This window comes from Streptococcus sp. SCPM-O-B-15304 (M98) (assembly GCF_058200215.1).
This window is the reverse complement of sequence record NZ_JBYQGQ010000002.1, coordinates 21,809-38,726: the sequence shown is the minus strand read 5'-3', so window position 1 is coordinate 38,726 and position 16,918 is coordinate 21,809. Positions and strand designations below refer to the sequence as shown.

9 protein-coding genes are annotated in these 16,918 nt (G+C 39.9%); all 9 read right to left on the bottom strand.

The annotated features are described in order from the left end of the window. Positions 1 to 72: 72 nt before the first annotated feature. The 9 genes from AC3E7H_RS01335 to mecA all read right to left on the bottom strand — a co-directional run bounded on the left by AC3E7H_RS01335 (position 73) and on the right by mecA (position 16,859). Positions 73 to 5,388 carry an SIALI-17 repeat-containing surface protein gene (locus AC3E7H_RS01335; RefSeq protein WP_490675974.1) on the bottom strand — a complete coding sequence of 1,772 codons (5,316 nt, stop codon included), beginning with the start codon at positions 5,386 to 5,388 and terminating at the stop codon, positions 73 to 75. Between the two features lie 150 nt (positions 5,389 to 5,538). Beyond that, on the bottom strand, positions 5,539 to 5,742 hold the full coding sequence (locus AC3E7H_RS01330) for a helix-turn-helix domain-containing protein (protein ID WP_485685107.1): 204 nt from the start codon (positions 5,740 to 5,742) through the stop codon (positions 5,539 to 5,541). 17 nt (positions 5,743 to 5,759) lie between these two features. Continuing rightward, positions 5,760 to 6,236, bottom strand: a complete 477-nt coding sequence (locus AC3E7H_RS01325) for a DUF2975 domain-containing protein (RefSeq protein WP_490675973.1) — start codon at positions 6,234 to 6,236, stop codon at positions 5,760 to 5,762. A gap of 67 nt (positions 6,237 to 6,303) precedes the next feature. Further along, complete coding sequence (locus AC3E7H_RS01320; RefSeq protein ID WP_490675972.1) at positions 6,304 to 6,795, bottom strand: hypothetical protein; 492 nt, start codon at positions 6,793 to 6,795, stop codon at positions 6,304 to 6,306. A 278-nt stretch (positions 6,796 to 7,073) separates the two neighbouring features. Then, positions 7,074 to 8,189: a peptide-methionine (R)-S-oxide reductase MsrB gene (gene msrB, locus AC3E7H_RS01315; RefSeq protein WP_490675971.1), complete on the bottom strand. Its 1,116-nt coding sequence runs from the start codon at positions 8,187 to 8,189 to the stop codon at positions 7,074 to 7,076. Positions 8,190 to 8,198: 9 nt separating this feature from the next. Next, entirely contained in the window at positions 8,199 to 8,759 is a 561-nt protein-coding gene (locus tag AC3E7H_RS01310) for a TlpA family protein disulfide reductase (protein WP_075228192.1), read from the bottom strand. Positions 8,760 to 8,921: 162 nt separating this feature from the next. Beyond that, entirely contained in the window at positions 8,922 to 15,035 is a 6,114-nt protein-coding gene (locus AC3E7H_RS01305; RefSeq protein WP_490676029.1) for a ZmpA/ZmpB/ZmpC family metallo-endopeptidase, read from the bottom strand. Positions 15,036 to 15,051: 16 nt separating this feature from the next. After that, positions 15,052 to 15,615 (bottom strand): TIGR01440 family protein, encoded by a 564-nt coding sequence (locus AC3E7H_RS01300; protein WP_049526246.1) that lies wholly within the window; start codon positions 15,613 to 15,615, stop codon positions 15,052 to 15,054. Positions 15,616 to 16,121: 506 nt separating this feature from the next. Then, the gene (mecA, locus tag AC3E7H_RS01295; RefSeq protein WP_000782671.1) at positions 16,122 to 16,859 is read right to left on the bottom strand and encodes an adaptor protein MecA; all 738 of its coding nucleotides are present in this window, start codon (positions 16,857 to 16,859) and stop codon (positions 16,122 to 16,124) included. Positions 16,860 to 16,918: the final 59 nt, after the last annotated feature.

Sequence of the window (16,918 nt, the reverse complement as noted above, 5' to 3'; positions counted from 1 at the left end):
AATGATAAAGTAGATGTCACTTTCTAAGAAAATCTGAACATAGCATCCTCTTTTATCACACCGACTTTTTATCTATCCTTTAGGAAAGAGTTCAGATGAAAATGCATCTGTCACCTGCAATAGTTTTTGGAAGACTTTTTTCTTCAGCGCTACTGTATAATTGGCAACTGAGCCTCCATACTTGAAGTTTCGGTAATCCGTTTCTACTGCTTGGTCAAACAAATCTTGCAATTTCTCATAAGAATCAATTTGCTGACCATCAATTTCAAAACTATGGATTCCTCGTTTTGCCTTGGCAATAATAGCGTCAAACCAGGCCTTCTTCCATTCTTCCAAGTTCTGGAACTTGCCTTTCGAAACCTTCTGGATAATGAAATCATCCCCAAGGGTGTCATGCCCTTCGCTAAGTGCCTCATCCTTGTATTTATTAGAAGCATAGCCTAGGAAACCATTTTCGTAACCATAATAACCCCACATACGGAAGGCATTATGCTTGAAGGAGATGGCTCCAGGAGCTCCCTGACTTGTATTTCCACCGTAGATAGCATCCACCATCTTGACATTGACATAAGCTGTCTTGAGGTCTTCTGGTCGGTAAGTTCCCTGATAATGCCTATTGGTGATGATGTTATGTTTGATTAGGTCATCTACAGAATTTAGCTGAGTCTTGGCTTCCTCATCCGTCAATGGACGGACATAGTCCCACTGGTTAGGAGCAAGGAGTTTATTATCCTGGTCCTGATAGCGCATCTGCTTGGTCATCTTGCTGAACCAAGCCTTCTTCAAAGCCAGATCATTCTTAGCGAGAACTCGTTCTCCTTCCAGATAATCTAGAAGCATCAAGGCCTCATTATAGCCTTTCATGTAGTGGTCAATCTGCTGGCGTGTTTGCAACTTGGTTGGATCAGGATTGTACCATTGGTCCCCATCATTTGGTCGCATATAAGCCATGTTGAGACCAAGAGCGCCGTACTCACCCTGATGACCTTCCTCAGCTGGCGACTGGAGCATGCCCTGAGCATAGGCTTCCACATAGGTTCCTTCACGGTGTTTGTAGCCACCCAGATAGACAATGCGATCGTTGACGTGAGTTGTCTCATGGGTGTAGACAGACAAACCATACTCACTCATCATATCTATTTCTACAAAATGAACAGCATCTCTGGCATTGATATTAGGATAGATAGAGGCATAAGCTCCTAGCTTATTGTCCTTATAGTAGCGACCTGCTGGCCCAAATACTTCACGAATTGGCGCGTAGTCTGCCATACCACTTGTATGTCCATAACGCTCTACCCAGCCACGTCCATCAACGCGATAGCCTTCCCAAACTGGTGTAGCTACATTAAAGTCACTCTTAACCATACGGTCTTTGACATCATCAGCGGCAAGTCGATACCAAAAGTCCAAGTAAGTCAACTGACGGTCCGCGACTAGGTCAATGTCAGCTTTCATCTGGTCTATGTTTTTGCCAGATTTATCAGCTGATCCGAAGGTAATGGTATTGTAGTTGGAAATCAGGAACATCTGTGCCTTCTTCACATTCAACAAAGGGAGAATCATATTGCGATGTAACCAGTTATTAAGATTGTCATAAGCTCGATGCTTCCGATTGGCAATTTCTTGATTCTTCGAAGCTCGCTCTGCTATGTACACATGGCCCTTAGTGGCATTCACAAACCAGTCATTCATATCCTTGTCAGTCGTCAACAACTGTCTGTTGTAGTTTAAGAAGGCATGTAAATCTTCAGATTTTGTATCTTTGGCTAGGACTCTTGCAAAGGTTTCATGAGTCTGGTCGCCTTTTAGGTTATTTTCTCTTGAACCGAGTTCAATCAACCGATCTAAGATATCCACATTTTGGCCATAAAAATCTGGTTTAAAGAGCATGAGTTCTTTCAGATTGTAATCGGCAAATCGGATACCGTAATAGCGATTGAGATAAGCAAAACCCAGCATGATAGCTGACTGATGATCCTGAACTTTCTGCTTCAAGGAAGCCATGCTAGCAGGTGAATCGTTCCACTGATAGTCTAGATTGGTGAGTAACTTATCAACCAGAGTTCCCAGCTGCGCTTTGACCTCTGCAAAGCTTTCTTCTAGATACCAATTCTTCACGGCCTCAACCTTCTTATCAAGGCTGGTGGTTTGATCATCTAGGATTCGATAAACCCCATCAGACTGTAAGTCCACTGTTTTCAGGATTGAGGTCAGGTCCTTGGCTAGGGCTGAACGGTCCTTAACCAGCATATCTGGAGTATACAGCACATCCAAGTCAGCAATCTTGTATTCCTTAATAGCAGTCAAGCCAGAATTTTGCGAGGTAATTGCAAATACATCCTTGGTCTGGTCTGCATAATGAACCATGATATGGTCTGCCACTGAAAGGTCTGTCACAAAGTCTTTCCCTTTCATGGCAATAACAGAGACTACCTCTTTCTTGGCTAGATTGTGATCAAGATCCAGCTTGTTTCCTTGATTTACAATCCATTCTTTATTGTAGAAAGGTTGCAATTTTTCAAGGTTTCGATAGGCTTGATCATGGCGACTATCATAATCTTGGATATCCTGATAAGCGTATTCTTTTACACCAGAAATCGTAGGAGAATCAGCACTTGACTTAGCCAAGTAGTAACTGTAGCCTTCTTCAAAGGTTTTCTGAGCATTACGTTGAATCAAGTCAGTTGCCTCAGCAGTCACCTTGTAATAGTCTTTTCCATTAATTCTCTCAGTTTGAATAGACTTGATGGCTAAACGGCTAGTCTTATGAACTTTAGAACTAACCTTGAGATAGTAGTTTTCCAAATTCCTTGGTGCTTCCGCCAATTGTTGAATCTCAGTCTCTCTGCCATTGTCAACCTTGATAAGACTTGTTTCCTTGACGTCTTTTATTTCTAGCTTTTTAAGCTCTAAACGGAGATTTTGTTCCTCAAGCAGAGCGCTCTCCTCACCCTTACCACGATTAAAGACCATCTTTGTAGATATGGTGTAATCCGTGTAGAGTTTTAGATTGTCAACTGTTGCTTCCAGCTGTTCACTCGTTAAATCAAGAGTCTGATCCTCTAACCCCTTGGCTTTGATAGTGGCACTAATTTTTGAGACGGTAACGCCATCTGCCTTCTCCAAGTTATAACTTAAGCGAGCTGAACGGCCCATCGAATTTCCAGTAATAGTTGAAAGAGTTAGGACAGGTTCAGGTTTAATTTCTTCTTTTTCCTTACTGCCACGGATGATAACCTGATCTTTAGCTTCTCTTAAAATCCGTGTTGTTTCTTTCGGCTCTGAAATACGTTTCCCATCTTTTTCCTCATAGCTGGTAACAATCTCTTTCTCACCATCTTGACCGACTTGCTCAATTCTTGTTTCACCGACAAGCATGTCTGGATCAATCTTTTCCCTAGTTTGTTTAGGAATCAACTCTTTTCGGACTTCAATATGTAAAGTCGGGTTTGTATCCTGAATCAGCGCTTCAGTAGCATTCACACCACCACTATAGCTAGGGATTTCCTGTTTCAAAGTATCAACGGGAACTGCACCTCCTTCATAGTCTTGTAAGGTTTCAGCTACTGCTCCTTGGCCATTAACACCACCCTCAAATGTTGGTTTTGTTGGCTCGACTAAGGAGTCACCTGATCCGCCGCCTGTAAACTCTGGGATTTCCTGTTTCAGAGTATCAACTGGAACTGCGCCTCCTTCATACTCTGGTAAGCTTTCAGATACTGTACCTGGGCCATTGACTCCACCTTCAAATGTTGGTTTTGACGGCTCGACTAAGGATTCGCCTGATACGCCACCTGTAAACTCTGGTTTGTCATGGACTTCTGGGACGCCACTTTGACTACTCAATTCTGGGGTATACTCTGGCAAAGCTTCAGCTACTGTACCTGGGCCATTGACTCCACCTTCAAATGTTGGTTTAGACGGCTCGACTAAAGATTCGCCTGATACACCGCCTGTGAACTCAGTATGTTCCTGTTTCAGAGTATCAACTGGGACTGCACCACCTTCATAATCTGGTAAGGCTTCGACCACTGTACCTGAGCCATTGACTCCACCCTCAAATGTTGGTTTTGTTGGCTCAACTATGGATTCGCCTGATACACCGCCTGTGAACTCAGTATGTTCCTGTTTCAGAGTATCAACTGGAAATGCACCACCTTCATACTCTGGTAAGGCTTCAGCTACTGTACCTGGGCCATTGACTCCACCTTCAAAGGTTGGTTTTGACGGCTCGACTAAGGATTCGCCGGATACGCCACCTGTAAAGTCTGGTTTGTCATGGACTTCTGGCACGCCACTTTGACTGCTAAATTCTGGTTTATACTCTGGTAAAGCTTCAGCTACTGTACCTAGGCCATTGACTCCACCTTCAAATGTTGGTTTTGACGGCTCAACCAAGGATTCGCCGGATACGCCTCCTGTAAAGTCTGGTTTGTCGTGGACTTCTGGGATGCCACTTTGACTACTCAATTCTGGGGTATACTCTGGCAAGGCTTCAGCTACTGTACCTGGGCCATTGACTCCTCCTTCAAATGTTGGTTTTGTTGGCTCAACCAAGGAGTCGCCGGATACACCGCCTGTGAAGTCTGGTTTGTCGTGGACTTCTGGTACGCCACTTTGACTACTCAATTCTGGGGTATACTCTGGTAAGGCTTCGGCTACTGTACCTGGGCCATTGACTCCTCCTTCAAATGTTGGTTTTGTTGGCTCAACCAAGGATTCGCCCGATACGCCACCTATGAATTCAGGAATTTCATGAATAGCTGCTTGATTTACTGGTTTTGCAGGAATTTCTGAATTTTCACTAGATGTTAGATCTTGCCCTGTTCCTCTTAAATCTGACTCTAATAAATAGCCAATATAGTCATAGCCTTTAATGTCAATAATCCCTTGAGAGAAACCATCTGCAGACACAATAGTTTGAGCTTGATCATAAGCTAGCAAGTCCTTGTGTTCAAAAGCAAATACTTGATAAGGTAGTAATAAACTCTTACCTACAGAAGCAATCAATAACACTCCAACTATCTTAGAAGGTTTTTTCTTTGAAAATAGGAAAACCACCAAACTAGCAGTCAAAAGACCAACACCAGCCAAGGGGAAGCTGATAGATCCAGTTTGAGGTAAGATGGCTTGTCCCTGCTTGCGATAAACTAGATAATAGTTATCTTGGCTCAAATCTTGTGGTAATTCATGGTGAATGAGTTCACGTTCAGCAGCTGTCAACTCCGATTCTGCTAAGTAATGAAAGGAAACTTGCTTGGTTTCATCAGCCTGAACCAGTTTCGGTTCAAGTGTTCCTCCAATGAAGGCAAGTCCAATCAATACCGAGCCCACTCCCATGCTCAGTTTACGAATGGCAAATTTTTGTAGCTTTTTTCTATCTTCCATGTCAGCTTTGTTCTTGTCCTTAAAGACATCTCCTTTATTCCGTTTTCATAATCTTATTATAATATTTTGTTGATTTTTTTACAAAATATTTTTGAGATAAATCGAACATTTTTTGAATAAAAAAGGTTCAGCTTATGCTGAACCACTTTTTTAATCTGGCACATATTCCAATATATCACCTGGCTGGCACCCCAGTTCTTTACAAATGGCTTCTAGCGTTGAAAAACGTATAGCTTTAGCCTTACCTGTTTTCAGTATGGAAAGATTTGCAGGAGTAATACCAATTCGTTCTGCTAAATCTCCTGAACGCATTTTTTTCTTTGCTAATTCGACATCTAGATTAATGACAATCACGGTATAATCTCCTTTCTCTATATTGTAAACTCATTTTCTTCTGCAATTTCGTTTGCTTTTTCAAGGACTTTACCAATTGTCCAAACAACGAGAGCAGTAACCATGAAAGTTATATTCAGAAATGAATAACCATTGAGTGTCAAAATACCATCTCCAAGAAATGAAGCAATAAAAAGTGATAGAGAAATACGATTAGCAAGTTTGACATTATGAACTGTAAAAATCTGTTCATGAATAATATTTTGGAAGAACTGTCTAACACAGAATAGTACAAACAGAATGATAAAGCTATTGATAAAGGACAAAGCACTCACTAGTATTGAAGTATTTACCATATCAGGTTTTAAGGAAATAGTCCCAAGGTTAAAGAGGTTAATCTCAGTTACATTGAAAACAGTTAGAAGAATAGATATAACCAAAGATATTCCAAAAATGAAAAGTAGGATATTAATAAAACCTAAAGCATATGGTAAGTAGGAATTTTTCTTAGACATTAATTTCAAAACCTCGTTTCTAATCTCTACTATATTATACAATATTAGTAAGTTTTACGTGCATGTCTTATGCTACTTTATTTGAAAATTGATTCTTGATAGAAGCAAGAACTAAGCTAGCAATGAATAAGAAGGCTGCAATTGAGAAGTTAAAAATGATGTGGGCAGGATTCAAAATTAGTTCTGTAATACCTTGGATTGCTCCTACTACAGTCATTAAAACTGCACCCTTTTTCAAGAATGAAATGGTTGTATTTTTAAAAAGATCACTTTCTTTAAAGTTCTTAGCAAACTGTTTTAATTTGATAAGGCCATAAGTCAGAAGTGTATTACCAGCAACAAAGGTTAGAACAAAGGCATTAACCCCTCCCCACGCTTCGTAGCCTGACCTTGTTACCTCCCCACCTTCGGGCATTAGTTGGCTGATATCAAATTGACCAAGGAGAAGAACTAAAGATGAGATGCTAAGGAAACTGAGGGTAAAGATTCCGAAATTAGAGCCTAGTGTAACAAGTGATTTAGTAAAGTTTACGATTTTAGTTGATGTAGTTTTTTTCATGATGATTTCCTCTTTTATAAAATATTTTTAGTTTTAGCAACAAATGAGCTCTTTTTGTTACTACTCGAAAACTTATTATTGTTTATCGATATATCTAGTATAGCATAATTTTTTTGAAATGCAACACTTTTTTATCGTTTTTTGATAATTTTTTTCTTTTATTTAAAAATATCTTTATTTAAGAGCAATTAGACTTCAAATATTAAAGTAAACACTTCTAAAAAAATCAAATATGAATCTAAAACATTTTTAGTAAACTCTTTTTAAGAATATCACGTTCACTCAACATATTCCAACAAATAGCCATAACCTTTTTCTTCCATTTGTTCCTTAGGAATAAAGCGGATGGATAGACTATTGATACAATAGCGTAGACCTCCCTTGTCCTTAGGCCCATCTGTAAAGACATGTCCTAGGTGAGAATTCCCTGTTCGACTTCTGACTTCTGTTCTGACCATATTATAAGACTTGTCTTCCTTATAGGTCGCAACATCTGGACTGATAGGCTGGGTAAAGCTAGGCCAACCACAACCCGATTCAAATTTATCTTTCGAAGAAAAGAGGGGTTCGCCAGTCGCTACATCCACATATATACCTGCTTCGAATTTATCCCAATAACGATTAGAAAAGGCACGTTCTGTTTGACCGTTTTGAGTCACTGCATACTCCTCAGGAGAGAGAATTTTTTTCAATTCATCGTCGCTCGGTTTTGGATATTGACTCGCATCAATGACAGGATAGGCTGCTTGATTGACATTGATATGACAATATCCATTAGGGTTTTTCTGGAGATAGTCTTGGTGGTAATCTTCAGCCACGATAAAATTTCTTAAGGCTTCCTTTTCAACCGCTAGAGGTTGGTCGTACTTCTTAGAAACTTGGTCAAAAACTTGATTGATGACTTCTAAATCTTTCTCATCTGTATAGTAGACTCCTGTTCTGTACTGAGTCCCCACATCATTTCCCTGCTTATTTTTACTGATTGGATTGATAATGCGGAAATAATGGAGCAAAATTTCTTTTAAAGAGATTTGATTGGCATCATAGGTCACATGAACAGTCTCAGCATGTCCAGTTTGGCCGATCAATTCATACTGGGTTGTTTCTCCTCTGCCATTCGCATAGCCAGAGACCGCATCTGTCACACCCACTACTCGTGAAAAATACTCTTCGACTCCCCAGAAACAACCTCCTGCTAGATAGATTTCATGTAAGTCAGCATCTTTACTTGGCTCAGTTTTTTTCTTGGCCTTTTGTCCTTGACTAACTGCTGCCTTCTCGATTTGAGTGGTATCTGTGTAGCTTGCGCTCCTTTTTTCCAAAAGAAATAAAATTCCAATAATAATGCAAATGATGATTCCTATGAATACAATTATTTTTAATTTATCATTCATGATGAGCCTCTAATATATGCTTTTTAGCGTTTGTAAAATAGTTTCCTTGTCCATAAAGCCTGGCTGGGTCTTAACGAGTCTACCTTCCTTATCAATAAAGGCCTGAGTCGGATAAGAACGAACTCCGTAACTCGCCAAAAGTTGTCCCGAAGGGTCTAGCAATACTGGTAAATCTTTATAGTCCAAGCCCTGATACCATTTCTTGAAGCCTTCTTCTGCTTGCTCGCCTTTTTGACCAGGAGAAACGACTGTCAAAACAACATAGTCATCGCTTTCTTCTTTAGCCAGCTCATCGGTATCAGGGAGGCTGGCTAGACAAATAGAGCACCAAGATGCCCAAAATTTGAGATAGACCTTTTTACCCTTATAATCAGATAGATGATAGGTTTTCCCATCAACTCCCATAAGCTCAAAGTCTGGAACTGCTTCTCCGTTTTTTGCTACCTGAGAGCTAACTTGCGCTTGTTTGTCTCCATTTTGTTTATCAGCCTCGCTTGTTGTCTGATTTTTACAAGCTGATAGACAAAACAAACTAGTGCAGACCAATACAGTTGCTTGCCATGTTTTCATCTTCATCACCTTCCTCGTTTATCATATGAATATAGATATCGGCTTTATAGTTCTATTATATACCTACCTTGCTAAAAATACTTGGAATCTGTTTGGAAAATTCTTAAAACTCTTGGAAATCCAAAAACTCCCACCTGCTAATAAGCAGATGAGAGCTTTGGATTATTTAAAGATTGAAGTTTTAAAGCTATCTGTTTGTTGAAGAAGTTTCTTGAAGACTTTTTCTTTAAGTGATACGGTATTGTCAAATTTAACAGATCCGTTACTTAGAGTAGCCTTATCTTTATCAACTGCTTCAGCAAATGCGCGTTTCAAGTCTTCATAGCTATTGTATGTTTTACCATCAATTTCAATAGATTGAATTCCATTTTTGGCACTTGTCACAACTTCTTTGAAATAAGCTTTCTTCCAATCTTCAAGATTGTTGAATTTTCCTTCAGAAATCTTGTTAATGATGAAGTCATCACCTAGAGTCTCTTTACCAGCTTTCTTAGATTCAGCTTTTAGCATATTAGATGCATAGTTTAAGAATCCTTTTTCGTAGCCATAGTAACCCCAGATTCTGAAGGTATTGTGTTTAAATGACATCGCTCCAGGAGCACCTTCACTTGTGTTACCACCATAGATACCAGACATCATTGGAACGTTCACATAAGCAGAATCAAAGTCAGTAGGATTATAAACTCTGTTACCTGGACCACGGTTAGTCATAAAGTTATTGGTTACTAAGTCATCTACTGTGCGTAAAGGAATAGCTTTTTCCTCATCACTTAAAGGTCTAACCTTATCGAATTGGTTCTTGGTGTTATTTCCTCTGTATTGCTTATCAACCTTCTTGAACCAAGCATTGTTCAAATCTTGATTTGCCTTATCGAGGACAGCCTCTCCTTCCAGGTAATCCAGAAGCATGAGGGTGTCATTGTAGCCCTTCATGTAACGATCAATTTCGTCACGTGATTTCAGATCATTTGGATTGGTGTTATACCATTGATTTCCATCATTTGGACGTTCATAAGCCATATTGAGACCTAGGGCTTTATATTCACCGTTTGGATTTGATACGGATGGAGTTTGCAACATTCCTTGTGCAAATGCTTCAAGATCTGTTCCTTCACGGTGTCTTGAGCCACCTAGATAAACCATACGGTCATTTACGTGAGTTGTTTCGTGGGTAAAGGCTGAAATACCAAAGTCACTAATCATATCGGTAACCATGAAGAAGACAGAGTCATCTTTATATGGATTGGCATAAACACGAGCTACCGCTCCCATACGCCAGTCTGTTGCATGGTAACGTCCTGTAGGTCCGTATAATTCACGAATAGGAGCAACATCTTTACCACTATTAGTGTGACCGTATTTATCAGTACTAATATCTTTATAGTTTTGGTTATCTAAAACAGGGGTTGGAACCATGTTATTGCTCTTCAAGAGTTGATTACGAACTTTATCGATTGATAGACGTGACCAGAAGTCTAGATAATTTTGTTGCCCTTTTGCAACTTTATCGATTTCAGCTTTGAAGGCATTACGTTCCGCTTCAGTATACTTACCATATTTCTCAAATGAACTATAAGCCATTGTATTGTAAGTTGAAATCAAGAACATATGAGCATCTTTCAAGTTCAAGAGTGGCAAGATCATCTTACCGTGCATATCATTGTTTAAGCCTTCATAAGCTCTGTGTTTCTTATCAGCAAACTCAGGAGTTGTTGTTGCTGGTTCAACGATATAAACATTGTCTTTGGTAGCTTTGATAAACCAATCGTTCAAGTTTGTATCATTTGTGAATAGACGCATATTATAGTCTAAGAAACTGTTTAACTCGCCTATACCGATAACTCCACCGATAGTTTCGCGATAAGCTTCTAAAGTTCTATCACCTTTAATGATATTTTCTTTGGAACCAATCTTGATTAAGAAGTCTAACACATTTACATTTTTACCATAGAAGTCTGGTTTGAACAACATGAGTTGCTTGATATTGAAGTTATCAAACTTAACTCCGTAGTAACGATTGAGGTAAGACAAACCAAGAAGAACAGCAGCCTTGTTGTCATCAATCTTCTTGATCAAGGCACGTTTAGCAGCTTCATCTGTGTTTAATTGATGGTCTTCATTTTCAAGCAACTGTTTCACAAATTTAGCCAGATTATCCTTGACTTCTTTGAAGCTTTCTTCTAGGTAAAGATCTTTTATAGCGTTAACTTTATTTGGTCCTGTTCTACCTAGGTGTGTGTAGATAGGATCTGATTGCAATTCTACTGGGCTTAATTTTTCAACGATAGCATTGATAAGATCGCTACGGTCTTTGTCAACCATGTTTGGAGTGTAAACAACTTCTCCAAGTTCAGCAATGCTGTACTCTTTGACTTGTTTGACCTTAGAGTCTTTCGGTGAAACAGTAAAGATGTCTTTAGTCTTATCACCATAATGAACCATAATATGGTCAGCGTCAGCCAATTCTGTCACAAAGGCATTGCCCTTCATGGCAGTAACAGACAAGACTTCCTTGGTCAAGAGAGGACTATCAGCCGCCAATTTGTTTCCTTGGTTAACAATCCACTCTTTGTTGTAGAATGGTTGCAATTTTTCGATATTACGGTAGGCAAGTTCACGAGAAGCGTCGTAACCATCGATTGTTTTGTATTGATCAGCTTTGTTGACAATGTTATTGAGTTTGTCTTCAACAGGTTTGGTGCTTTCAAATTTATCAGCAGTGATTCCCATCGCTTCAATCTTCTTGTCAGCTTCTTCTTGTGAGATGCTAGGAATCTTGCGAGAATTCTTATAAGATTTATTACCCTCACTTACACCCTCAACACTGAAGTTACGTTTTGTTCTTGAATAGGTGAAGTAATCATCAGCGTCAATATCCGAGTGACCGAAGACCATTTCACCAGTTTTGACTTTCATCATGGTGATGTTGTCTTCAATAGCACCCAAGGCCCAGTTAGTACCCAGCAAGCCACCTGATTGAACGGCTTCTTTCAGCTCGATCGAACCTTTAGCAACTGAATTTCTAAGGACACCTTCTCTTCCTAGTGTATTGTTATCTCCACCATTTTGAGAAGAATAAACTAATCCTGCAGCTTTTGCCTTGTTACCAGTAATTTCAGCATCAACGTAAGCTTTTTCTACGATACCTTTCCAGTTTTCACCTAGAACACCCGCTAAGTACCAACCTTTGTTTCCAGCAGCATGAATCTTACCGATAAAGGCAACATTACTTACCTTACCACTACCATCAATTTTATTGATAATACCAGCTACATCGTTGCCCCCGACAACATTACCTGTTACTTTAACATTTTCAACAGTTGCATTATTTTTGATGACACCTGCGATTGGTGCTACTCGATCAAATCCAGGCATGTCAATGTTGACATTTTCAAGCAAGAGATTCTTGACAGTACCACCTTCAATGTTACCAAACAATGGTCTCGTAATGTTATGGATGGCAAATTTATTACCTTCTGTACTTTCCAATGTTCCCTTGAAGGCATTGGTTACATAAGACTTGCCAGCTGGTTGAACGTTACTTGCATTCATACTGCTACCAAGCTTAAAGGTACCAGTAGGATTGTCCTGCATAGCTTTTACAAGGTCATTGAAATCGTAATAAACATCACCTTCATGGGCTTTTGGCTTAGCAAAGTAATGGACATATTCCTCTGTAAACTGATTATCTGCGTTACGTTGGACTAGGTCTGGTGCTTTAGCAGTGATTTTGAACAATGCTTTACCATCAACTGTGACTTCTTCAATCTTATCAACTGCAAGTTTTGTCACCTTGTTCTCATGAGTAGTCACTTTCAAGTAATAAGGTTTAACATCTGATGGTTTAGCTGACAATAGACTATTATCAGTCTCTACACCTTGGTCATCAACACTGATAAGGCTGGTTTCCTTGATGTTTTTGACTTCGACTTTTTTGAGATCAAGTCGCAGTGGTTCTTCCGTGAGAACTACTTCTTCGTTCCCATTTCCACGATCGTAAACCATCTTGGTCGCAATCTTGTAGTCCTTGTAGTATTTCAAGTCTGTAAGATTAGCAGTCAAATCTCCCTCAGACATGTTGACTGTTTGAAGGCTAGTGTCACTACCTTTCAAAACAACTTCAAGAGATTTAATGGTTACACCTGTTGGTTTTACCAATTGGTAACGAACCTTAGCACTGCGCTCTAATTCTTCTTTATCTATATGAATGAGGGTCAACGTTGGCTCAGTCAGGATTTGATCACCTTTTTTGATGATACGATCTTGAACTGCTTCAACAACTTCCTCTGAAATCGTTGGAACATCTGCAGTTTTCACGCCCTTAAGAGTCTTATAGACTTTGGTAATCTTTTTCTTGCCGTTTTGACCAGCTTGAGCAACAACTTCTGTTCCCTTCGGAAGAGTGCTGTCTACTTCTGTTCTTGTCTCGAAAGGAATTTCTTCAAATGAAACTTCTTCAACTTGACCTTCAATAGCCTTTGTACCGCGACTAATTTTTTCGTTTACTGGCGCCGTAACAGTTTCTGTACTCGTGCTGATTGGATCCCCAACTTTTTGGCCATTGACTGTCTTATAAACACGATGAATCAGCTGACTTCCTGCTTGACCGTTTTGAATCACTGTTTCTTCATCAGTGTAACGAGTATCATCAGCCACATACTCCTTTGTATATGGAACTGCTACTGTTTCAGTTTCTGTAATAGTTGCTTCAGCTACTTTATACTCTGGCAATTCTGGCTGAACTAGGGATTCACCTTCGTGACCTGCTTCTTGGGTTCCTTTGGCACTAATCTCGCCTGTATAAGCTGGGGATTCTGGTTGAACCAAAGATTCGCCTTCATGACCTGCTTCTTGCGTGCCTTTGGCTGTAATCTCACCTGTATAAGCTGGAGCTTCTGGTTGAACTAAGGATTCGCCTTCATGACCTTCTTCTTGCGTGCCTTTAGCTGTGATCTCACCGGTGTAGGCTGGCAACTCTGGTTGAACCAAAGATTCACCTTCATGACCTTCTTCTTGCGTGCCTTTAGCTGTGATCTCACCGGTGTAGGCTGGCAATTCTGGCTGAACCAGGGATTCACCTTGGTGCCCCTCTTCTTGGGTGCCTTTGGCACTAATCTCGCCTGTATAAGCTGGGACTTCTGGTTGAACCAGGGATTCACCTTCGTGGCCTTCTTCTTGAGTTCCTTTAGCTGTAATCTCACCGGTGTAGGCTGGCAACTCTGGCTGAACCAAAGACTCACCTTGGTGACCTTCTTCTTGGGTGCCTTTGGCACTAATCTCGCCAGTGTAGGCTGGCAATTCTGGTTGAACCAAAGATTCGCCTTCATGACCCTCTTCTTGAGTTCCTTTAGCACTAATCTCGCCGGTGTAGGCTGGCAATTCTGGTTGAACCAAAGATTCGCCTTCATGACCCTCTTCTTGAGTTCCTTTAGCACTAATCTCGCCGGTGTAGGCTGGCAACTCTGGTTGAACCAAAGATTCACCTTCGTGGCCTGCTTCTTGAGTACCTTTGGCACTAATCTCGCCGGTGTAGGCTGGCAACTCTGGTTGAACCAAAGATTCACCTTCATGGCCTGCTTCTTGGGTGCCTTTGGCTGTAATCTCGCCGGTGTAGGCTGGCAACTCTGGTTGAACCAAAGATTCATCTTCATGGCCTGCTTCTTGAGTTCCCTTAGCAGTCGTCATTTGCTCCGGTTGGTCTTGGAAGTCAGATGCTTTAAAGTAACCAACGTATTCGTATCCTTCGATTTGAATGACACCTTTTGCCAAGTCCTCTTGACTACTTGCTGCAATCGTTTGATTGTAGGACACTAAGATTTTATTCTCAAAGGCTTGAGCTGACTGAGGGATAAAGTAACTACCACCTAGAGCTCCAATTAAGAGAAGGCCAAGCATTTTATTGCGATGTTTTTTAGACATCACCACAACAACCATAGACGCTGTTGCAAATCCAAGAGTTGCCAGTGCTAACTCCTTGCTTCCAGTGTTTGGTAATTGTTGAGAATTCACTTCCTTCTTTCTGTAAACAAGATAGACAACATCATCTTGTTTTAAATCCGAAGGGAGTTCGTGATGAATCAAAGCTTTTTCTGCTTCTGTCAATTCTTGTTCAGCCAAATAACGGTAATGAACTTGGTTGGGTGTTGCCACTTCGTTAGCTGAAACAGTTTCAACTAAAAAGTTATTTGCCCCCAAAAGAAATGTCCCGATAACCGCAGAACCGACACCAACCGAGAACTTCCGAATAGAGTATTTAATGACTCTCTCAAACTGCATTTTTCTAGTATTCAATTTATATCTTCCTAATATGATCTATTGGATATTGAGCACGCGCCCCTCCAATGAGTTTTGGTCGACTCGCAAGTGCTGTCACATGAGCCTGACCAATCTCTCTCAAGACTGGTCGAATGGGTACCTGAACATGTTTGATATGCATACCGATAGCTGTATCACCAATGTCTAGACCAGCATCTGCCCTGATAAATTCGACTTCCACGGGATCCTTCATATAGCGGAAGGCGGCCAATTGACCAGAACCTCCTGCATGTAAGGTCGGGAGTACACTCACAATCTCCAACTGATGTTTTATAGCTACTTCTCGTTCAACAACTAAAGCCCGATTGACATGTTCACAACCTTGAACAGCCAGGTGAATTCCCTTAGCCGTCAACAGTTCCAACATAGTCTTGACAATAAGTTCACCGATTTCCTGACTCGAATCTTTTCCGATGTGTCCTCCCAGCACTTCACTCGAAGACAAACCCAAGACAAATAGTGCTCCCTCCTGTAAAGAAGCCTTGTCTAATACATCTTCAAGTATCTGCTGTGTTTCTGTTTGAATCCGTCTTTGGTCCATTTTTCACCTCGCTTTTTTTCATTCTATCATATCGTTTTTCATCAATTTTAGCAAGATTAGAAGGCATAGGAATACCATTTGCTAGGATTCAAAAACTATATGAGGGCTCTTTTTAAAAACTGATTCAAATTCATCTAGTTTCAAATATAAGATAAAATTATACTTTGAAAACAAAAAAAATATAATAGTTTAGTAAAATCGTTGATGTAATAACATTTACACCTAAAAGATTTGTCAGTCAATTCGATTATAAACGACCGAAAAGCAACTTCTACCATTCTACCCCATTTCTTCTATTAAATCTACTACTTTGCTTATTTTTTAGGCACTTTTTCTTCCTTGTAGCTTTAGATAATGATTCAGAAAATTTTCATGAAATGATGCTAAAACTTTAATTTTATCCTCAAATTATAATGTGACAGTTTTTTGGATACAAACTGAATCCAAAATTTTAAAAACTAGATTTTACAAAAACAGAGAAGGGTAGCTTCTCTGTTTTTTATAGATTAAACTTTTTGGAGTCCTTGGACAGCATCATGATTGATGAGTAGTTGCCCATATTCTTGTAGGACAGAACGACTGATATCACTATCATCCGCAAATTCGCGCATACGTGCCAACAACCAAGCTGGATAAAGGCTAGGTTGATCTTCTACATCAACTAAAACTGTCAGATAGTACTGGTCATTCATCTTGTAGAGTTCTGAAGTTTCCATTTGGTAGTCAACCGTTTTGGCAAAAGAAACCAAACTAGATAAATCGTCAAAACGTAAGATGTAGTAGATATAAGGCTCTCTTTTTCCTTCTTCTACTTCGAGGGCTTCATCAAGCGCTGCTTCTTCTTCCTTTTCAACCTGCTCTAAAGATTGAATGGCTTCAATATCATCTTTAGTTTTTTCTGCCATGGTTTTCTCCAAGGTTTTTAAAAACTCATCTGGAGACATTTTAGCCAACTCATCCATATCAGGAAGATCTGCCAAATCGTCAAAGTCCAAATTCTGGTCGATCTTAGATTTGGTCACAAAAACATCAACCTTGTCTGGCTTAGGTGTTACTCGGAAGCTAAGCATGCCTGTATCCAAGAAACTATCTGGCATCTCTAGCTCATCCAAGATTGCGTAGAAAAATTCTTCTGTTTTCTCTTGTGGAACGAGAAAGTCTGCGATTTCCATTCCACGATCCATCAAATCTTCTAAAGACATGGTGATTTTTAAAGTCGTATCACTGATTTGTTTCATTTTCATAGTTCGTAACCTCATACTTTCAGTTCTATCTATTATACAAGATTTCAAAAATTTTATCA